The sequence below is a fragment of the Arthrobacter sp. ZGTC131 genome (genome assembly GCF_002929275.1).
Lineage (GTDB): Bacteria > Actinomycetota > Actinomycetes > Actinomycetales > Micrococcaceae > Arthrobacter.
In genome coordinates this window covers 131,638-149,929 of the sequence record NZ_PJIK01000010.1, presented here as the reverse complement: position 1 = coordinate 149,929, position 18,292 = coordinate 131,638, and the positions used below count along the sequence as shown (strand labels likewise).

20 protein-coding genes are annotated in these 18,292 nt (G+C 67.8%); 12 read left to right on the top strand and 8 right to left on the bottom strand.

Annotated elements, in window-relative coordinates; all coding sequences use genetic code 11:
• The first annotated feature begins 69 nt into the window (after positions 1-69).
• Complete coding sequence (locus CXQ90_RS13960) at positions 70-2,439, top strand: glycoside hydrolase family 65 protein (protein WP_104139952.1); 2,370 nt, start codon at positions 70-72, stop codon at positions 2,437-2,439.
• 111 nt (positions 2,440-2,550) lie between these two features.
• Here CXQ90_RS13960 and CXQ90_RS13955 read toward each other — a convergent pair whose 3' ends face one another.
• The 5 genes from CXQ90_RS13955 to CXQ90_RS13935 form a co-directional block, all read right to left on the bottom strand.
• Positions 2,551-3,933, bottom strand: a complete 1,383-nt coding sequence (locus CXQ90_RS13955; RefSeq protein ID WP_104139950.1) for an MFS transporter — start codon at positions 3,931-3,933, stop codon at positions 2,551-2,553.
• A 134-nt stretch (positions 3,934-4,067) separates the two neighbouring features.
• Positions 4,068-4,538, bottom strand: a complete 471-nt coding sequence (locus CXQ90_RS13950) for an RpiB/LacA/LacB family sugar-phosphate isomerase (protein WP_104139949.1) — start codon at positions 4,536-4,538, stop codon at positions 4,068-4,070.
• Between the two features lie 70 nt (positions 4,539-4,608).
• Positions 4,609-5,520: a ribokinase gene (locus CXQ90_RS13945; protein ID WP_104139947.1), complete on the bottom strand. Its 912-nt coding sequence runs from the start codon at positions 5,518-5,520 to the stop codon at positions 4,609-4,611.
• Positions 5,517-6,635, bottom strand: a complete 1,119-nt coding sequence (locus CXQ90_RS13940; RefSeq protein ID WP_104139946.1) for a LacI family DNA-binding transcriptional regulator — start codon at positions 6,633-6,635, stop codon at positions 5,517-5,519. The genes CXQ90_RS13945 and CXQ90_RS13940 overlap by 4 nt, the downstream gene beginning before the upstream one ends.
• A gap of 153 nt (positions 6,636-6,788) precedes the next feature.
• A complete protein-coding gene (locus CXQ90_RS13935; protein WP_104139944.1) occupies positions 6,789-8,129 on the bottom strand; it encodes an MFS transporter in 1,341 nt (446 codons plus the stop codon).
• A gap of 61 nt (positions 8,130-8,190) precedes the next feature.
• Here CXQ90_RS13935 and CXQ90_RS13930 point away from each other — a divergent pair, with 61 nt between their 5' ends.
• The 5 genes from CXQ90_RS13930 (at position 8,191) to CXQ90_RS13910 (ending at position 12,022) form a co-directional block, all read left to right on the top strand.
• Positions 8,191-8,781 carry a hypothetical protein gene (locus CXQ90_RS13930; RefSeq protein WP_104139943.1) on the top strand — a complete coding sequence of 197 codons (591 nt, stop codon included), beginning with the start codon at positions 8,191-8,193 and terminating at the stop codon, positions 8,779-8,781.
• Between the two features lie 129 nt (positions 8,782-8,910).
• A complete protein-coding gene (locus CXQ90_RS13925; RefSeq protein WP_258064536.1) occupies positions 8,911-9,747 on the top strand; it encodes a hypothetical protein in 837 nt (278 codons plus the stop codon).
• The gene (locus CXQ90_RS13920; RefSeq protein WP_104139941.1) at positions 9,731-10,480 is read left to right on the top strand and encodes a LamB/YcsF family protein; all 750 of its coding nucleotides are present in this window, start codon (positions 9,731-9,733) and stop codon (positions 10,478-10,480) included. Before CXQ90_RS13925 ends, CXQ90_RS13920 begins: the two co-directional genes overlap by 17 nt.
• Positions 10,464-11,123, top strand: coding sequence for a 5-oxoprolinase subunit PxpB (gene pxpB / locus CXQ90_RS13915; protein WP_258064535.1), 660 nt, complete (start codon positions 10,464-10,466; stop codon positions 11,121-11,123). Before CXQ90_RS13920 ends, pxpB begins: the two co-directional genes overlap by 17 nt.
• On the top strand, positions 11,123-12,022 hold the full coding sequence (locus CXQ90_RS13910) for a biotin-dependent carboxyltransferase family protein (protein WP_104139938.1): 900 nt from the start codon (positions 11,123-11,125) through the stop codon (positions 12,020-12,022). Before pxpB ends, CXQ90_RS13910 begins: the two co-directional genes overlap by 1 nt.
• 69 nt (positions 12,023-12,091) lie before the next feature.
• On the opposite strand, the gene CXQ90_RS13905 is transcribed toward CXQ90_RS13910, so the two are convergent.
• Positions 12,092-13,444 (bottom strand): DUF445 domain-containing protein, encoded by a 1,353-nt coding sequence (locus CXQ90_RS13905; RefSeq protein WP_104139937.1) that lies wholly within the window; start codon positions 13,442-13,444, stop codon positions 12,092-12,094.
• A 50-nt stretch (positions 13,445-13,494) separates the two neighbouring features.
• On the opposite strand from CXQ90_RS13905, the gene CXQ90_RS13900 reads away from it, so the two are divergent.
• From CXQ90_RS13900 to CXQ90_RS13875, 6 genes are all read left to right on the top strand, one after another.
• Positions 13,495-14,370 carry a glycerophosphodiester phosphodiesterase family protein gene (locus CXQ90_RS13900; RefSeq protein ID WP_104139935.1) on the top strand — a complete coding sequence of 292 codons (876 nt, stop codon included), beginning with the start codon at positions 13,495-13,497 and terminating at the stop codon, positions 14,368-14,370.
• 41 nt (positions 14,371-14,411) lie between these two features.
• Positions 14,412-15,191 carry an AzlC family ABC transporter permease gene (locus CXQ90_RS13895; protein ID WP_104139934.1) on the top strand — a complete coding sequence of 260 codons (780 nt, stop codon included), beginning with the start codon at positions 14,412-14,414 and terminating at the stop codon, positions 15,189-15,191.
• The gene (locus tag CXQ90_RS13890; protein ID WP_104139932.1) at positions 15,188-15,499 is read left to right on the top strand and encodes an AzlD domain-containing protein; all 312 of its coding nucleotides are present in this window, start codon (positions 15,188-15,190) and stop codon (positions 15,497-15,499) included. Before CXQ90_RS13895 ends, CXQ90_RS13890 begins: the two co-directional genes overlap by 4 nt.
• A gap of 154 nt (positions 15,500-15,653) precedes the next feature.
• Positions 15,654-15,842, top strand: coding sequence for a hypothetical protein (locus CXQ90_RS13885; RefSeq protein WP_104139931.1), 189 nt, complete (start codon positions 15,654-15,656; stop codon positions 15,840-15,842).
• Between the two features lie 107 nt (positions 15,843-15,949).
• Positions 15,950-16,627, top strand: coding sequence for an SIS domain-containing protein (locus CXQ90_RS13880; RefSeq protein ID WP_104139929.1), 678 nt, complete (start codon positions 15,950-15,952; stop codon positions 16,625-16,627).
• 111 nt (positions 16,628-16,738) lie between these two features.
• Positions 16,739-17,035 carry a hypothetical protein gene (locus tag CXQ90_RS13875; RefSeq protein WP_104139928.1) on the top strand — a complete coding sequence of 99 codons (297 nt, stop codon included), beginning with the start codon at positions 16,739-16,741 and terminating at the stop codon, positions 17,033-17,035.
• Positions 17,036-17,165: 130 nt separating this feature from the next.
• On the opposite strand, the gene CXQ90_RS13870 is transcribed toward CXQ90_RS13875, so the two are convergent.
• Both CXQ90_RS13870 and CXQ90_RS13865 read right to left on the bottom strand, forming a co-directional pair.
• On the bottom strand, positions 17,166-17,417 hold the full coding sequence (locus tag CXQ90_RS13870; protein WP_104139926.1) for a hypothetical protein: 252 nt from the start codon (positions 17,415-17,417) through the stop codon (positions 17,166-17,168).
• Positions 17,418-17,625: 208 nt separating this feature from the next.
• Entirely contained in the window at positions 17,626-18,246 is a 621-nt protein-coding gene (locus CXQ90_RS13865; RefSeq protein ID WP_104139924.1) for a TetR/AcrR family transcriptional regulator, read from the bottom strand.
• Between the last annotated feature and the right edge of the window lie 46 nt (positions 18,247-18,292).

Sequence of the window (18,292 nt, the reverse complement as noted above, 5' to 3'; positions counted from 1 at the left end):
CCGCACAGAACACCCCCGCCAGGTCCCCAACCCTGGCCGCACCTCCGACCCGCCTAAGGAACGCCACTCATGGCACTCATCACCGCTGACCGCGTCCGCTTCCCCAACGATCCCTGGAAGCTCGTGGAGACCAGCCATGCCGCCGGCAACACCGGCACGCTTGAAACGCTCTTTGCCCTGGGCAACGGGCATCTGGGCATCCGGGGCTCCCATTGGGCAGCGGCGGACGCTGAGCTTCCGGGCAGCTTCATCAACGGATTCCACGAGATCTGGGACATCAAGCACGCGGAAAATGCCTTCGGCTTCGCCCGCACCGGCCAGCGGATCCTCTACATCCCGGACGTCAACAATTTCACGGTGATCGTCGACGGCGAAACGCTCAGCCTCGCCGAGTCGACCGTGCTGGATTACCGCCGGTCCACGGATTTCGCCACCGGAATCTACGAATGCCGCATCGTGTGGCAGTGCCGCTCGGGTGCGACGGTCACCACCGTGGAGCGCCGCGCGATAGGGTTCGAGTCCCGCGGCAGCCTGGGCATTTCCCTGGAGCTTTCCGCGGACCGCGCCGTCTCCGCCGATGTCACGTCGTCCGTGATCAACCGGCAGGACCAGCCGGTGGAGGACCACTCCGCGCATGATCCCCGCCGGGCAGGCCGGCACGCCGGCCGCGTGCTGCTTCCCCTCAGGCTCGACGGCGGCGACGGCTCGCTCCGGCTGTCCTGGGAGGCCGCGGAGTCCAAGCAGCGCGTCGGAGTTGCCGTGGACCACTGGACGTCCGCGGGACACCAGCCATTCGACACCCTCGTGGATCAGGACGACAGCAGCGTCCGCTACGTGCTGGCAGTTGGCGCGGACGAGCCTTTCCGGCTTGAGAAGAGCGTCAGCTACGCCGTGGCCCGGGGTGCGCTCGCCGACGTGCCGGGAGCGGCCGGGGCCCACGCCGGGCTGGATCCGGCCGAAGTGGCGGAGGCCAGCCTGAAGACGGTGAGCGAGGTCTTTGCCGAAAGCGAGGCCCACTACCGCAACTACTGGGCCACCGCCGACATCCAAGTGGGCGGCCAGCCGGAGCTCCAGCAGGCCATCCGCTGGAACCTGTTCCAGCTGGCGCAGGCCACGGCCCGTGCCGGCGTTGCGGGCATCCCGGCCAAGGGCGTGAGCGGCTCGGGTTACGAAGGGCACTACTTCTGGGACCAGGAGGTCTACCTCCTGCCGTACCTGACGTACACCAACCCCGACGGCGCCCGCCAGGTCCTGGAGTTCCGCCACGAGATGCTGCCGGACGCCAAGATTCGTGCCAAGGAACTCAGCGTGGACGGCGCGCTGTTCCCCTGGCGGACCATCAACGGGCTGGAGGCCAGCGCCTACTACGCCGCCGGCACGGCGCAGTTCCACATTGCCGCCGCCATCGCCTTTGCCGCCAACCGGTATGTCTGGGCGAGCGGCGACTCCGAGTTCCGCGCCGGCATGGGCGCGGACCTGCTCATCGAGACCGCCCGCATGTGGGTGTCCCTGGGCTTCTTCGGTAAGGACGGACTCTTCCACATCCACGGCGTGACCGGACCGGATGAGTACACGGCAGTGGTGAACGACAACCTGTACACCAACGTCATGGCCCGGTTTAACCTGCGGGCCGCGGCCGCGCTGGACCACCCGGAAGTCGACGACGCCGAGCGGCAGCTGTGGGAAGCCGCTGCGGCCCGGATCCAGCTGCCTTTCGACGAGCACTTCCAGGTGTACTCGCAGGACAACGACTTCATGACCCTGGAGCCTTGGGACTGGACGACGCCCCGCTCCAAGTACCCGCTCCTGCTGAACTTCCACCCGCTGGTGATCTACCGGCACCAGGTGCTCAAGCAGGCCGACACGGTGCTCGCCATGTTCCTGCAGTGGCAGGAGTTCACCGCCGAGGAGAAGCGCCGCGCCTTCGATTTCTACGATCCCATCACCACCGGCGACTCAACGCTGTCCGCGTGCGTCCAGGGGATCATGGCCGCCGAAGTGGGCTACCCCAAGGCGGCCCTGGAACACTTCACCAACGCCGTGTTCATCGACCTGGACGACTCGCACGGCAACACAATCGACGGCGTGCACATCGCCTCGACCGGCGGCGTGTGGAGCTCGCTGGTATGCGGCTTCGCCGGGCTCCGGGACCAGGGCGCTGTGCCCTACTTCGACCCGCGGCTTCCCGAGGAATGGGACAGCCTGTCCTTCCACCTGTTGCTCCAGGGCCGGCAGCTCCTCGTGGAACTGGATCCGGCTGCCATCACGCTGAGCGTCGTCGGCGGTGAAACTCTGGACGTCGACGTGCGGGGCGAAGTCTGGGCCGTCGGCGCCGAACCCGTCCGGGTGACTTTGGACCCGGTGGAGGTTCCCGAACCGACCGTCTTCCCGAGCGGGCCGCCGACCGCGAGCCTCCCCGTGGTGCGCGCCCGCGCCTAGTAGTACACGCAGCGAAACTGATGGCCGGTCACCCGAAGGGGTGACCGGCCATCAGTCTGTGCTGGCTTGTTTAGGGCGGCGCTTGAACGTGCGCCGTCATCCGGCGGAGAACTACCGTGCGCGTGTTGCCTCTCCGGCCCGGAGATCTTCCGCAGCGGCACCGTTTTCGGGAGCGCCGCCGTTCAGGATGGCATCGACCTCGGCCTTCTGCTTGGGTCCCCAGGTTTCCCTCGTGACGAGTACGCCGGTGAGCCCGATCAGGGCGATCAGGACATAGAGGCTGGCGCCTCCCGCCCAGCCAAAGACGGACGCCAGGAGAACGGCGAGGAACGGGGCGAATCCGGAAATGGATGCGGCCAACTGGTAACCGATGGACGCGCCGGAGGTCCTGGTGTTGGTCCGGAACAGTTCGGCGAACCACGCACCCTGCGTACCGGTGAAGGTGGCGTGGATGATGCCGATGCCCACCACGAAGACCAGGACGATCAGCACGGGGTTTCCCGTGTTGCTGAGCAGGAACATCGGGAAGCCGAACAGCACCGCCAGTATGCAGGCCGCCAGGTACAGCTTCCGGCGTCCGATGCGGTCGGTCAGGTGGCCGGCAAGCAGGGTGACCGGGATGGCCGTCAGGCTGGCGATGACGATCCCGAGGAGCGCGACAGGCCGGTTGGCGGCGTTGCTCTGCGAGATGTAGGACAGCAGGAAGGTTGCCGTGACGTAGTAGGCGCAGGACTCCACGATGCGCAGCGAGATCACGCGCAGGACGTTTCGCCAGTCGTTGCGGACCACGGTGAGCAGCGGGTTCTTTTCAATGGCGCCGGCTGCCTTCACCCGTTCAAATTCGGGCGATTCGGACAGCTTCGCACGGACAACGAGGCCCACGACGATCAGCACCGAGCTGAAAAGGAACGGCAGGCGCCAGGACCAGTCGTTCTGCAGGCCGGCGGACGCGAGGAAGGCAATGTTGGCCAGGGTGATGCCGGTGGGATTTCCCGCCTGCGGAATGGCCGCGTAGAACCCCCGCCTCTTCCACGGTGCGTGCTCATACGTCATCATGACCGCCCCGCCCCACTCGGCACCGAACGCCAGGCCCTGGACCATGCGGATCGCCACGAGCAGCACGGGCGCGAGCGGGCCCACCTGCTCGTAGGTGGGCAGGCAGCCGATCAGCACCGTTGCGATGCCCATGACCAGCAGCGCGCCCACCAGGACTGGTTTGCGGCCGTACTTGTCTCCGAGGAAGCCGCCGATGGCGCCGCCGAGCGGACGCATCAGGAACCCGACCGCCAGGGTGGCGAAGGCGAGCAGGGTTCCGGCGACCGGATCGCTTCCTGGAAAGAACACTTTGCCGAAGTACAGTGCCGCGGCCGTTCCGTAGGCGACGAAATCGTAGTTTTCCACACAGGTTCCGGCTGCCGAGGCCAGGGCTGTTTTCACTTTTCCTGGCGAGCCGTGCGCAGCCTGACGCTGCTTTTCGGGGCTTAGGGTGCTCATGTATATCTCCTTTGATACGTGGCGCCGCGGCGGGGAACCGGGGCAGTGGGGACGGGACAGAACGCATGGTGGTGTCGCCCCGGACAGGTATAGGCGGGGTGACGGTTAGCGGATGGCGTGGAGGGCGTGCGTGGTCAGAGCCGCCCGGCTAGCTCGCGGGCGCCTGCCAGCTCCATCTCCGTCAGTTTCTTGACGCGGCGGATGGTGTCTTCGTCGTTGTCGAAGGTGGCGCCGAGGAAGGACACGAGGACTTCTTTGGCCGTGGCCGGACCCACCAGCCAGGCGCCCATCGCGATGGTGTTCGCGTCGTCGTGTTCCACGCTCTGGTGCGCGGAATAGACGTCATGGCCCAAGGCGCAGCGGATGCCCGGAATCTTGTTGGCTGCCATTACTGCGCCCACTCCCGTGCCGCACACCAGGACGGCGCGGTCGGCTTCTCCGGTCCGGACGAGCTCGCAGGTGGCCATGGTGATGTCGGGGAAATCGACCGGGGAGTCGTCGGGCGCGCCGCGGTCCAGGACTTCGTGGCCCAGGTCCTCGAGTACCTGGCGGACGTGGTTCTTGAGCATGAAGCCGGCGTGGTCGTTGCCGAGGGCGATTCTCATGGTTCTCCTTGGGTGCGGGGTGCGGGTGCGGGTAGTGGCGGTGCGGGGATGCGGGGTATGAAGCGTGTTCTTAGAGGACGGACAAAACATCCGTTTGCCATGGAATCGATTCCATGGCGCCGGGGCGCGTGACCGCCAATGCCGACGCGGCGGTGGCGGCGGCCAGGGCGGAGGCGAGGTCGCCTGGTGTGCGGGCGAGGGACGAAGCGACGTAGCCAACGAAGGTGTCGCCGGCCCCGGTGGTGTCCACGGCGTCCACTTTGTGTGCGGGCTGATGAAGAAGTTCGCCGCCGGCGGCAGCATACGCTCCCTCCGGCCCCACCGTGCAGATGACCGTGATGCCCAGGCGGCAGGCCAAGGCCAGCGTGCATGCCGGATGATCGTCCCCAGGCAGGCCGAGGAGGCCCGCGACGGTTTTGAGCTCGTGTTCATTGAGCACCAGGACGTCTACGTCGTCGAACAGGGAATCCACTGAGGCGGGCGCGGGGGCGGCGTTGAGGATGACGGTGGCGCCGCGTTCCCGGCCGACTTTCGCGGCGCGGCAGACCACTGCGGGATCGACTTCCAGTTGGAGGACGACGATGTCGCCGGCGCCCACCGCGGCCAGGCCGGTGCCGACGTCCGCCAGGTTGAGTGCGGAGTTGGCCCCGGGGCAGACGATGATCGAGTTCTCTCCCCGCGGATCGACGGGAATGATGGCCGTTCCGGTTGGCTTCCCGGGGGCTGTCCGCACGTTTCGGCAATCAATGCCGTCAGCAAGAAGAGCGGCCCTGAGGGTGTCGCCATGGCCGTCCGGACCCACCGCGCCGACGAAGCTGACGCCCGCTCCCGCCCGGGCCGCTGCGACGGCCTGGTTGCCGCCCTTGCCTCCCGGCGTGAACACCGCGTCCAGGCCCAACACAGTTTCTCCTGCGCGCGGGAGCACCGGCACCTGGATTCGCTGATCCATGTTCAGGCTGCCAACCACATATACAGTGCTCACTCGAGCTGCTCCTTCTGATCGCTTTGTTTCGTGTCGTTGCGGGAGCCCGGCCCGGCAGGACCGGCGCTTTCGGCGGGCGCTTGCCTCACCGCGGATTTCTGCACCGCGGATTCCCGGACTGAGGATTTCCGGATCACCAGCCGGCTCGGCAACCGCAGGGACGCCGGGCGGTGACCGTCAATGACCTGGAGCAGCATGTCGACGGCGGCCCGCCCCATGGCGCCGACGTCATGGGAGATGGCGGTGAGGGCAGGATCCAGAAGGGAAAACCATTCGATATCGTCGAAGGCCACCAGGGCCACGTCCGCACCCGGACGCACGCCGAGACGCCGCATGGCAGCAACGGCGCCGATCGCCATCGGACTGTCTGCGGCCAGCAGCGCGGTGGGCGGCTTGCCCAGCCGGAGCAGGTGCTCGGCCGCGGCCGCGCCGCTTGCCGAGCGGAAGTCGCCATAAAAGATCAGGTGCGGGTCCTGGTCCAGGCCGGACTCGGCGATGGCCTCCAGGTAGGCCTCTAGCCGCTGGCGGGCCGTGGAGATGGCCTGCGGCCCGGCAATATAGCCCAGCCGCGTGTGCCCCTCCGCTGCCAGGTGGCGGACGGCCTCCCGGATTCCTGCCCTGCCGTCGGTGGTGACGCTGGGAACGTCAATTCCTTCGACGGTCCGGTCCACGAAAACCGTGGGAATGCTGCGCTCCAGGAGGGCGGTGAGGCTGCCGCCGCCAGCGCCCTGGGGGGCGGCAATGACACCGTCCACACGCTGCGAGATGAAGGTGTCCAGATACCTGTCCTGCTGGTCGGTGCTTTCGTTCGCGTTGCCCAGCAGGGTCACGTAGCCCCGGTCCAGGGCTGCCTGTTCCACCGAGTGGGCCAGGTCCGCGAAGAAGGGGTTCCGGACGTCCGAAATGAGCAAGCCCAGCGTTTGGGTGCGGGTCGAGCGGAGTGAACGGGCCTGCGCGTTGGGGCGGAAATCGAGGTCCGCCGCTGCCGAGAGCACCCGGGTTCGCGATTCCGGTGACGTGGCAGGGTTGCCCGAAAGGACTCGTGATGCCGTCGCCTGGGATACCCCCGCGAGTGCGGCAACATCCCTAATGGTGACCGGCGCCGTCGTCGTCATTTGCTTGGTTCTCCTGTTCGTGGAACCGATTCCATGGAATCGGTTCCACGAGTATGTCGTGCGTCACACGCCGCTGTCAAGCACTAACGCTGGCTGCTCCCAGCAGCGGACGACCATCGTCAGGTGTGAGCCGAACGGGCTGCCGGCTGCCGGCTACCGGCTGGCGTCGGCTTCGGCGTCGGCGGGGAGGCTGAGGCGGCGGTCCAGCGGATGCGCGATCTCATCCGCGGGCATCCGGGCGATGACCAACGCCAGGACGGCCATGACAGGGCAGACGCCTCCGGCCACCAAAAAAATGAGCCAGATGGGGAGCGCCGCTGCCGCGGGTCCGGCCAGGGCCATCGACACCGGCATGAGGGCCAGCGACACAAAGAAGTCCAGGCTCGAGACGCGTCCCAGCAGGTGCGCCGGCACGCGCCGCTGAAGCAACGTCCCCCAGATGACCATGCCCACGCTGCCCGTGGCGCCGAAAATGAACAGCGCCATGGCCAGCATCCAGAAGCTGTCCATGATTCCCACGGCCGCCAGCGGCAGGCTGCCCGCGCCCCAGGACACCATCATCACGGTCAGGTACCGCCGGGGGAGCCTGAAGGATGCGGTGACGAGCGAGGCCGCGGCGCTTCCGACTCCCATCACGGCGAGCAGGAAGCCGAACATCCGGGAGTCCCCGCCCAGCTGGTCCCGGACCACGAAAGGCAGGAGCACCTCGATCGGGCCGATCAGGAACAGCACGGAGATGCAGGCCCACAGCAGCGTCCAGAGCAGCCACGGTGTGCGGAGCGTGTAGCTGACTCCCTCCCGGAGGTCGTGGAAAAAGGATGTCCTGGCCGGCGCTTTCACGGCGTGACCGTCGGCGGGCGCGGCTGGCGACCCATGATCGGCATCGTTGACCGGAGCGTCCAGCGCGTGCTGGCCAAGGAAATTCAGGATGATGAAGGCCAGCAGATGGCAGGCGGCCACGCCTGTCACGGCGTGCGACGCCGACAGCGCTGCGACGACGATGCCTGCCACTGCGGGGCCCGCCGCCTGCTGCAGGATGGGCCGCATGGTCCCCTCCATGCCGTTCGCCGCCAGCAGGTCCTCCGCGGGCAGGATCCTCGGCAGGATCGCGGAGTACGCGGGGAAGAAAAATGCCGCCCCTACGCCGAGCACGAACGATCCGACCGCCAGATGCCAGAGTTGCAGCCAGCCGGCCATTGCCAGCCCGCTGACGGCGGCGATCACGGCGAGATTTATGCCCTCCACTGCAATGATCAGAAGGCGCTGCGGAACACGGTCCGCTGCGATCCCGCCGGCCAGGACGAACGCCACCAGCCCAACGCTGCCTGCAGCGGCCACGAGGGACAGTTCAAGCGGGCCGCCGCCGATGTGGATGACCTGGTAGACCATGGCCACGGCCCACATGCCGGAACCGAAGATGGACACGGCGAGCGCACCGATCAGCACGCGGTATTCGCGGTGGGCAAACGGACGCAGGGCTCGGGGAAGTGGCACACGGCAATCTTAAGCCGAGCCTGTACGCGGGGGAACGTGCGGGCCGGGATAGGCTCGTGGCATGGGGAACATACCCGCCGCACCGCGGCGGCGCAGCGTGGCGTTGATCGGTGCCCACTGCGGCCTTGCCTTGCACCCCGTGGACCGGAATGGCACCCATATTTCTGGCGAACCGGCCAGCTGCTTCGCGTCGTTCTGGATGGCCGACTGGTCCAAATGGGGGACGGGGACGGCCCTGCTCGTAGCCACACTCCAGGGCTGGCGCAGCTACGGCTCCAGCGAACTCTTCGCCGCAACCCTTGCCTCCGAGCTGACGCGCTTCTTTCCGGAGGCCGCGCGCTTCCCGCTGAGCGCCGTCAGCCACACCGACGACGCCTTCGACGTCAAGGTGGACCTGGAGCGTGGATTCAGCGCCACCGGGCGCCGCGCGTCACTCGAGATCTCCGGCGTGCTGGACCGGCGGCAGTTTTCCGCGCCCGACTTCCAACTCGCACCCGCCAGCGCCGCGCTAAGCAATGTCTACCTGCCGTGCAGCACCGGCCGGCTGACCGAATTCGGCGTGGAGTGGCCGGGGGCTCCCTCCGTGTATCCGGGGCCGCGCGGGCCGTCCTCCTCTGCGTACATGGCCGTGGCCGAGTCATGGACGATATAGCCACAGCACAGTGGCTCCCTCCCTGGACTGCTCCAGCGGCGCTCGCTGGCCATCTCGCCGGGGGCGTGGCCTAGTGTTAAGGCTGGACGACAGCAACCGGCTGTTGGCCGAATCGAGGTAGAGGTGACGATGGCCAGGCGACGCAATCCGGCGGTGAGAATCGCGCAGGAAACAGCTCACAATGCGGTGTTCGATGCCCACGGAAACCCCAAACCAGGGGTCCATAATCTGCTGCTGCGTGGGGTGGATATCCAGCGGCCGCTGGTATTGGCGTACATCCGCCGTCTCCAGAAGCGCTTCCCCCGCGCTTCCCCCGCCCAGCTGGCGGAGAGAATGGAACGCGACTACCTCGCCGCGGTCACGGGCGGCGGCGCATTGGTGGGCGCCACGGCAGTGGTCCCCGGGGTTGGAACCATCGCTTCTCTTGGCCTCTCCGCCGCAGCCACGGTGGCCTTCCTCGAAGCGACGGCGCTCTATGCGACATCGCTGGCCGAGCTTCACGGCATCCGGATGACGGACCCGGACAAAGCCAGCACCATGGTCATGGCAGTGATGCTGGGTGAAGAGGGGACCGCGCTGCTCGGCTCACTGAGCGGCCAGGCCCTCGGCAAGGGGAAGGGCGCCACCCAGGCCTGGGGAAATGTCCTGGCCCGGAAAATGCCCTCATCGGGGTTCGGCTCAATCCGGGAGCACGTCCAGAAGGTCTTCCTCCGCAGCCTGCTGAAGAGGCAGGGCACGGCCCTGTTCGGCCGGGCGCTGCCGTTCGGCATCGGCGCCGTGGTGGGCGGTGCCGGCAACCTCATGATGGGCCGTGCGGTGGTGGCCAACGCCAAGGAGGCGTTCGGCCCGCTGCCGGACACCATTCCCGGGGAACTAAGGGCGACCACCGAAACATCAGCACAATCGACACCAGGCGTGCCGCTGAACCGGGCGCCGGAAGGCGGCAACGGTGGACCTCAACGCTGATCTGGGCGAGTCCTTCGGCTCGTGGACCATGGGCGATGACGCCGCGATGTTCCAGCTCGTGACCAGCGCCAACGTGGCGTGCGGTTTCCATGCCGGGGACCCGGTCACCATGCTGGACAGCTGCCGCGCCGCCTTCGAACTGGATGTGACGGTCGGGGCGCACGTCGGTTACCGCGACCTCGCCGGATTCGGGCGGCGTTCCCTGGACATGTCCTTTGACGAGCTCTTCGGCGATGTCCTGTATCAGCTCGGCGCGCTCGACGGAGTGGCACATGCCGTGGGCGCTTCCGTGGATTACGTCAAGCCGCACGGCGCCCTGTACAACCGGGCATTCCACGATGCCGAACAGGCCTCCGCAATCGTGGCAGCCATCCACGCGTACGATCCGGGCCTGCCGGTCCTGGGCCTGCCGGGATCGGAGCTGCTGAAGCACGCCCAGGAAGCGGGCCACCCGGTGTTCCGCGAGGCGTTCGTGGACCGCGCATACCTGCCCGATGGCACCCTGGTGCCGCGCTCGCAGGACGGTGCAGTGCTGCACGACCTCGGACCGATCGTGGAACGGGCCGTGCGCCTCGCGCTGAAGGGCGAGGTGGTGGCCGTGGACGGTTCGGTGGTGCGGGTTGACCCGGATTCGCTGTGTATCCATGGCGATACGCCAGGTGCCGTGGGCATGGCGGCCGCCGTCAGGGCGGGCCTCCAAGAAGCCGGTGTGGAGCTTGAGCCCTTCGCCTGACCTGCGCCCTTCGCGTGGGCTGCCTGCTGTGGTGCCCTATGGCGACAGCGCCTTCCTCGTGGAGCTGCCGGACCTGGCGGCCGTCATCGCGTTCTACCGCGGTCTCGTCGGCGCCGGAATGACGGGCCGTCCGGAGGGCGTCATGGACGTCGTGCCGGCCGCGCGGACGGTGCTGGTGACGTTCGACCCCGAGGTGCTGGCGCCGTCGGATGTCCTGGCCTGGCTGTCCGGCGCAGAGCCGGACCACAGCGCCGCTGAGCCGGGGCGGGCCGTGGAAATCTCCGTGGCGTACGGGGGCCCGGACCTGGCCGAGGTCGCTGGCATTCTCGGGATCAGCGAGGCCGACGTCGTCCGGCGCCACACCGGCGCGCAGTGGACGGCTGCCTTCGCGGGATTCGCGCCCGGGTTCGTCTACCTCGTCACGGACGGCGATCAGCTGGCCGTGCCCCGCCGCAGCACGCCGCGGACCGCAGTGCCGGCCGGTGCCGTGGGGCTCGCCGGCGAGTTCAGCGGCGTGTATCCGCGCTCCTCCCCGGGCGGCTGGCAGCTGATTGGGACCACCATGGCGGTGTTGTGGGACTCGGCCCGGCCGGAACCTGCGCTGATCCGCCCGGGCGATACCGTACGGTTTCGGGAGGCCTGATGGGCATCGTGGTGCTGGACCCGGGGCCGCTGACGCTTATCGAGGATCTGGGCCGGCGGGGGTCGGCCGATCTGGGACTGAGCCCCTCCGGGGCGTTGGACCGGAAATCACTGATGCTGGCCAATGCGCTGCTGGGCAACCTGCCCGGAGCGCCGGGACTCGAGGTGCTGCTGGGCGGACTCCGCCTGCGGTTCGTCACGGGCGCCAACGTCGCCGTGACGGGGGCCGAGGGCAGGGTCACCCTCAACGGCGCCGAGATTGATCTCAACCAGCCCGTCCGGGTTCCACCCGGAGCGGTCATGGCATTCGGTCCGCCAGCGTTCGGAATCCGCTACTACCTGGCCGTGTCCGGCGGCATCGCCGCCCCGGCACTTCTGGGGTCCTGCAGTGCCGACCTGCTCTCCGGCGAGGGGCCGCCGCCCTTGAAGGCGGGGGATACCCTCGCCCTGATGCACGGTAACGGCGCCGCCGCGGTTACGGACTCGGCGCCGGCCCCGCCGCCCGAAGTCTTCCGCGGTGTTTTCCGCCGTGCGCCGGATCCGAACAGTCCCATCGCCCTGCGGGTGGACCGGGGCCCGCGAGCCGACTGGTTCGACGACGCATCCCTCCGCCGGCTCACCGGCCAGTCCTGGACCATATCGCCGGACTCCAACCGGATCGGCGCCCGGCTGCTGGGCCGGCCCCTCCGCCTGAACCGGACGGAAGAACTCCCCAGCGAAGGTGCCGTGCTCGGCGCGCTGCAAGTGCCGCCGTCGGGCCTTCCCACTGTGTTCCTCGCGGACCACCCGGTGACGGGCGGCTACCCCGTGATCGCGGTGGTGCGGCGGGCTGACGTGGATCTCCTCGGCCAGGCGCGGCCGGGCCAGCGGATCCGTTTCCTCGGCGCCATTGGGGCGTGACGCCGGCCTGGACGAGGGACGCTGACTGCAGGCACCGCCGTCCAGTCCGGGCCTCTTGGACGGCTCGGGCTAGCCGAACGTCAGGTGCGCAACAGTGAAGATCGCGAGGCCGGCCAGCGACCCCACCACCGTGCCGTTGATCCGGATGAACTGCAGGTCCTTGCCCACCTGGAGTTCGATCTTCTGCGACGTCTCCTCGGCATCCCAGCGCGCCACCGTATCCGTGATCACCCCGGCGATGTCGGATCGATAGGTGCGGACCAGGTAGCCGGCGGCATCGCCGATCCACGCGTTGACCTTGCCGGCCAGTTCGTCGTCGTTGACCAGCCGCGCACCGAAGTCGCGGACGGCGGCCTTGAACTTAACGGTGAGCTCGCTTTCCGGATCGTCGACGGCGGTGAGCAGCGCGTTCTTGATGGTCGCCCAGGTCCGGGAAGCCAATTCGCGGACCTCCGGGTCGCCGAGGACCTGGGCCTTGATGCCTTCCGCGCGGGCGATCATGGCCGGATCGTGCTGCAGGTCCTGGGCCAGGTCGGTGAGGTATTTGTCGATGGACAGGCGGACCTGGTGCTGCGGATCCGTCTGGACGGCGCGAGTGAATTTCAGCAGCTCTACGTAGACTTTGTCGCCCACCAGGCCGTCCACGAAGCCGGGGACCCACTGCGGCGAGCGGTCCGTTACCAGCCGGCTGACGGTCTCATGGTTGGCAGCCACCCAGTCCGCAGCGCGGTCCACCAGCAGGTCAATGAGCGTGTGGTGGTGCCCCTCGGCGAAGATCCGCTCGGCCATCCTGCCCACCGGCGGGCCCCACGGCGGCGTGAGCAGATGCTTCCGGACCATGCCCTCGATCACTGCCTGGACGTCGTCGTCGTTCAACACTTTGAACGCGCCGCGGATGACAGCCGCGCCCTCCTTGGCCACCCGCTCGGCGCCGCCGGGGCCGGACAGCCACTGGCCTGCCCGGCCGGCAATGTTCAGGCTGGCCAGCTTCTCCTGGACCACCTGCTCCGAGAGGAAGTTGGTCTCCACGAACTCTCCCAGCGACGCGCCGATCTGGTCCTTGCGGCGCGGGATGATGGCGGTGTGCGGGATTTTCAGGCCCATGGGGTACTTGAACAGGGCCGTCACCGCGAACCAGTCGGCCAGGGCGCCCACCATCCCGCCTTCAGCCGCGGCACGGACGTATTCCAGCCAGGGGTATTGCTTCTGCAGGGCGAAGGCAAAGACGAACACCACGGCCATGGCGATCAGCAGGCTAAGCGCCAGGAGCTTCATTCTCCGGAGAGCGGCCGCCTTTTCGGCGTCACCGGCGCTGAGTTGCCGGTGCGCGACGGCGGGACGGACCTGCGCCGGGCGGGAGGGCTCCCGGGGACCTGCGGTAGGCGCTTCGGGCTGGGTGGTTGGCTCAGAGTTCACCTGCATGTGCCCAGCCTAGTCCCGCATCCGTACCGGCTGTCCGCTAACGTGTCAGCATGACGATCGAGGATGCAGCCCCGGCCCGCCCCCTGGTCTATGCCCACCGGGGCGCGAGCGCGGACTTTGCAGAGCATACGCGGGCCGCCTATCTCCGGGCCCTGGCTGACGGAGCGGACGGGGTGGAATGCGATGTACACCTGACCCGTGACCAGCACGTGGTCCTGTTGCACGACGCCAATCTGGACCGCACGTCCGATGGCACGGGTCCGGTTGCCGAACGGACCATCGACGAGCTGCGGCTGCTGGACTTCTCCTCGTGGAAGGGCGTCCGCATTCCCGAGGCATACGGCGCCCGGTCCGAGCAGTTCCTGACGCTGCCTGACCTGCTCCACCTCCTCCGGGACTTCGGGCGTGACATCGGGCTTGCCATCGAACTGAAGCATCCCAGCCCGTACCAGCTGAAACTGGAGGACCGGGTGCTGGAGGTTCTCCGAAGGGAGGGCTGGGACCCCTTGACGTCCTTGGTGGGCAACATCCGGATCACCTTCATGAGCTTCAGCCCGGATTCGGTGCGGCATCTTCGCAAGACGGTGCCCGGCGAGTTCATCTGCCAGCTGCTGGATGACATCAACGTCGCCGAAATCCGGGAAGAGCTAGGCCTTGGGCCGCTCACGGGCGGGGCTGTGGCGAACGTGATGAAAGCCGCCCAGCTGGAGGGTGAGCGGATCCTCAACGACTGCGAGGTTGGCATGGCCGGGCCGGGCATCGACTACGTGCGCCAGCATGCCCGCACCGTTCAGCGCTGGCTGGCCTCGGGCCGCAGGTTCCGTGTGTGGACGGTGGACGCCGAGAACGACGTCGCCTTGTGCCAGGGGCTCGGCATTCACGAGATCACCACCAACAAACCGGCCCAGGTTCTGGCCCAGCTCTAGCCGGCTTAACTCCCTTGCCGCCGCTGTGGTTGAGTGGTCCCATGCCCATCACCTGGCCTACCCGGCTCCTGCAGTCCCCGGCGGTGCGCGTAGGCCTGTCCATTAGCATCGCCACCGGCCTGTACGGGGTCTCCTTCGGCGCCCTTTCCGTGACGTCGGGTCTCGATTTCTGGCAGACCATGGCCCTGAGCCTGCTCCTGTTCAGCGGCGGCTCCCAGTTTGCGTTCATCGGGGTAGTCGCCGGCGGCGGGTCCGGCCTCGCCGCCATGGGCGCCGCCACGCTGCTCGGGATGCGCAACGGCATTTACGGCATGCAGCTCAACGTTCTGCTGCAACCCAAGGGCTGGCGCCGCTACGCCGCCGCTCAGCTGACCATCGACGAGTCCACGGCCACGAGCACCGGCCAGACGGACCCGGCCGAGCAACAGCGCGGTTTCTGGACCGCCGGCATCGGGATCTTTGTGCTCTGGAACGTCTTCACGGCCGTCGGGGCGCTGGCCGGCGGCGCGCTCGGTGACCCCAAACAGTGGGGGCTCGACGGCGCGGCGGTCGCGGCGTTCCTTGGCCTGCTGTGGCCGCGGCTCAAGGGCGGTGAGCCAGTGGCCATTGCCGTTGTATGCGCGCTCGCCACCGTACTGGCCGTGCCGTTCGTTCCCGCGGGGGTGCCCATTCTGATCGCGGCAGTGGTGGCGGCGGCCATCGGCTGGTTCAGCCACGGCCGCCGCGATGAAGGACTGGAACCGGACATCGATCCCTACACCGAGCACCACCATCACGGGCCGGGAGCGGGCACCGGAACCGTCCCGGGCGGCGCTGCATGAACCTCTGGATGTGGCTGCTGCTGGCCTGCCTGTTGGCCTATGCCTGGAAGCTGATGGGGTACCTTGTGCCGGCCAGCCTGCTGCGAAACCCCCGGATGTCCAGGGTGGCGGGCACCATGACCATCGGGCTGCTGGCGTCATTGACGATCGTCAACGCTATGGCTTCGGGCCAGGCGCTGGTCCTCGACGCCCGACTGGGCGCCCTCGCCGCGGGCGGCATTGCCCTGCTCTTCCGGGCGCCCTTCCTGGTGGTCGTGGTGGCCGGCGCTGGCGCTGCCGCCCTGTTGCGCCTGGCGGGCTGGAACTGACCGGCGCCGCACGCGCTGCCTAGTGGCGCGCATCACATGCGTTGTATGCTCTAAGAGGCTAAGCAGTCAGCCGCCATAACCGTACAAGTGGTGAGCTATGGACAATCGACTGCCTCCCGGAGCTTCTGGCATCCGCAGGCATGCCGTCGCGGGCTTGCCCGAGAAACGTTTCTTCACTCACTTCCCGTCAATTGCCGACGTTCCCGAAGCCGAGCTGGCAGCCCTCTTCCAGGGTCTGGGGTTGGAGCTTGAGCCGACCGGAAACTCCGCAAGGCTGGCGGCCATGGCGGCGATTAACCGCGAGCTCCTGGCACGTGCCGCGGCCGCCGCCAACGACGACTGATGCCAGGCGCGCCTGCAATGAAGGGCGCGCGGGTCAGTGTGCGGCTGCGCTCAGGGTGAGCCGATGGGAAGCGCGGCAGCTGCTCGGAGTGAAGAGGAGTTGGAAAGATGAAAGCCGTCAGCCGGTTGCAACGCACTCGCGTCGCCGAAGCCCCGTTCGCCATGAAGGCACCGGTGGACATTGTCCTGGAACACCTGCGTCAGGTGGGTCCGGCCGTGGCCTCGCTCCGGAATGAATCCTCGCGCCTGGCGGGGTGGGGGGAGGAGCTGGCCCGGCGCCTGCTCGCCGGGAACCGGCTGGTCACCGCGGGAAGTGCCGGGTCGGCGGCTGAGGTCCAGCAGTTCACCGCCGAATTGCTGGGCCGCCACTCCGGTGAGCGCCGGCCCTTCTCCGTCATCGCTCTCCGGGGAGACCCGGCGGCGGCCGCGGCGGGATCGGCCAACCTTATCGAAATTGCGCAGGGTCATGCGGACGAGGTGGCCAGCCTGGTTGCGGCCCATGTTCGCGCCGACGACGTTTTGCTGGTCGTCTCGGCGAGCGGCCACCGGCACGCATTGCTGGATGCAACTGCAGCGGCCAAGGCGGCCCGAGCCACGGTGTGGGCCGTTACCGGGCGGGCGCCCAATCCGCTGGCGCAGGCGGCAGACGAGGCCATCTGCATCAACGCCCCCAAACCCCAGGTCCGGGAAGCGCAGCTGATTGCGCTCCAGGCCATGGCTGAGTGCGTGAGCGCCGCCCTGCATAATCACACCACACGGCCCGAGGCCTTGCCGGGCGGCATGTGACCCGGGCCGGCATTGACGTGTCACGCCGGGTATGACTGAGTAGATGGTGGAGCGCCGCAGTTGAATGTATCGGCGCAGGGTGTTGTTGGCTTCAGAGAGGACGAACTGACCATGAACGAAAAATCAGCCGCGGGTGAACCGGAGACCCATAAGGACGGGAATGACAGGACGGGCGCCCCTTACATCGAGGTAAGTGGCTCCCAATCCACACGGGAGCTCCGCGACACGTCCCGGCGCCGCCGGGAAGCGGAGGAGAAGCTTCAGCAGCATCTGCTGGAGGCGAAGGAGCACGCCCACGAAGCGGAGCATCACGCCCACGGGAAGGGGCATGCACCCGCAAAGGGCGCGCCCGCTGAGTCCCCGGCAAAGGAATCCACCACCAAGGAATCCACGGCGAAGGAATCCTAGGCAGGGGAAGCCCGGGGCGGCCAGGCAGAGCTGCCTTCAGGGATGGTCTGGAGGAAGGGAAGCCCGGGCTGGTCAGGCCGCCCGGGCTTGATCAGGCGGCCCTGGTTTGGCTGGGGCGGCCTAGCTTGGATCAGGCGGCGCCGTAGGCATCCGGGGAAGAGGATGCCCTGTAGGAGTCCGGGGAGCCGGGCGAAGTTCGCCGGGCCAGTTCTTCCGTGGCGAGGTCGTACCAGTCCTGGGCGCCGAAAACCGGCTTGGGCGTGTCCAGGTTGCGGTAAAGCGCGTCCACGATTATCCCGAGCTCGTCGGTTGAGGCTGCTGTCAGTGTGACTTCGGGATCCGGGGACAGCTTCATGAAGTGTGCGAGCTGTGAGCGGTTCATGATGTCGCAGCCTGTGTTAAATGTTCACGCGTGAAGAATGACATTTTGTACTCCGTGATGGAATTCCCGAGGCTGGCTGCCTAACCACTGGTCCGCCTAGCTTACTGTGCAAGCCGGTTGGACGGAATAGAGCCGGCCGGACAGAGCGGGCGACGCCCGAGCGGGCCGGGCCCGTCCGCGGGGAGCAGCGGTTTACTTGAACCGGCGTCTACTCGAATTGCGAGCCGGGGAGCGGCACCTGCGGCGGAAGCGGCCGGCCGGGCCGTTCCGAGCGGATAGCGTCTTCGACGAGCGCCGCGGGGCGGCGCCAGGCGTCGGACCCGGGTTCCATGGTGTCGACCACGCCGATCAGCATGGCCAGCAGCCTCACCATGTCCGTCAGCGAAATGTCGACCCGGAGCGTTCCCTGGCCCTGCCCCCGGCCAAGGAGCACGCCAACGGATTCAATCAGGCTGCCGGTGATGCCGGTCAGCAGGTCTCGCCGCCCGGCGACGGCGCCCAGCAGATTGGCGTTCTCGCTCGCGGCGGTCATGACGGCGTCGATGACGCGGAAGAGACCTTCGGCTGCGTCCGGTCCGGCCAGCGCAACATCAATGACGGGGTCGACGCCGAGCCGGAGTTGGCGGTTCAGTGCCGCCAGGACCAGTTGTTCCTTGTCTGAAAAGTTCCGAAAAAGTGTGGCCGGTCCCACTCCGGCGGTGGCCGCGATGGTCTGCAGCGGAACGTCGGGGCCGTACTCGCGGAAGCACTCGCGGGCCGCATTGATGATCTTGTCCACGTTGCGGGCAGCGTCGGCACGGAGTGGTTTGCGCTCTACAGCGAGGTTCATGAATCAAGGTTAGCAACGGTGTGTCTCCCGGACTTCGTTACCCATT

Coding starts and splice junctions, on each gene's coding strand:
- CXQ90_RS13960 (WP_104139952.1), top strand. CDS start 70: ATGGCACTCATCACCGCTGACCGCGTCCGCTTCCCCAACGATCCCTGG.
- CXQ90_RS13955 (WP_104139950.1), bottom strand. CDS start 3,933: ATGAGCACCCTAAGCCCCGAAAAGCAGCGTCAGGCTGCGCACGGCTCG.
- CXQ90_RS13950 (WP_104139949.1), bottom strand. CDS start 4,538: ATGAGAATCGCCCTCGGCAACGACCACGCCGGCTTCATGCTCAAGAAC.
- CXQ90_RS13940 (WP_104139946.1), bottom strand. CDS start 6,635: ATGACGACGACGGCGCCGGTCACCATTAGGGATGTTGCCGCACTCGCG.
- CXQ90_RS13930 (WP_104139943.1), top strand. CDS start 8,191: ATGGGGAACATACCCGCCGCACCGCGGCGGCGCAGCGTGGCGTTGATC.
- CXQ90_RS13925 (WP_258064536.1), top strand. CDS start 8,911: ATGGCCAGGCGACGCAATCCGGCGGTGAGAATCGCGCAGGAAACAGCT.
- CXQ90_RS13910 (WP_104139938.1), top strand. CDS start 11,123: ATGGGCATCGTGGTGCTGGACCCGGGGCCGCTGACGCTTATCGAGGAT.
- CXQ90_RS13905 (WP_104139937.1), bottom strand. CDS start 13,444: ATGCAGGTGAACTCTGAGCCAACCACCCAGCCCGAAGCGCCTACCGCA.
- CXQ90_RS13900 (WP_104139935.1), top strand. CDS start 13,495: ATGACGATCGAGGATGCAGCCCCGGCCCGCCCCCTGGTCTATGCCCAC.
- CXQ90_RS13895 (WP_104139934.1), top strand. CDS start 14,412: ATGCCCATCACCTGGCCTACCCGGCTCCTGCAGTCCCCGGCGGTGCGC.
- CXQ90_RS13890 (WP_104139932.1), top strand. CDS start 15,188: ATGAACCTCTGGATGTGGCTGCTGCTGGCCTGCCTGTTGGCCTATGCC.
- CXQ90_RS13880 (WP_104139929.1), top strand. CDS start 15,950: ATGAAAGCCGTCAGCCGGTTGCAACGCACTCGCGTCGCCGAAGCCCCG.
- CXQ90_RS13875 (WP_104139928.1), top strand. CDS start 16,739: ATGAACGAAAAATCAGCCGCGGGTGAACCGGAGACCCATAAGGACGGG.
- CXQ90_RS13870 (WP_104139926.1), bottom strand. CDS start 17,417: ATGAACCGCTCACAGCTCGCACACTTCATGAAGCTGTCCCCGGATCCC.
- CXQ90_RS13865 (WP_104139924.1), bottom strand. CDS start 18,246: ATGAACCTCGCTGTAGAGCGCAAACCACTCCGTGCCGACGCTGCCCGC.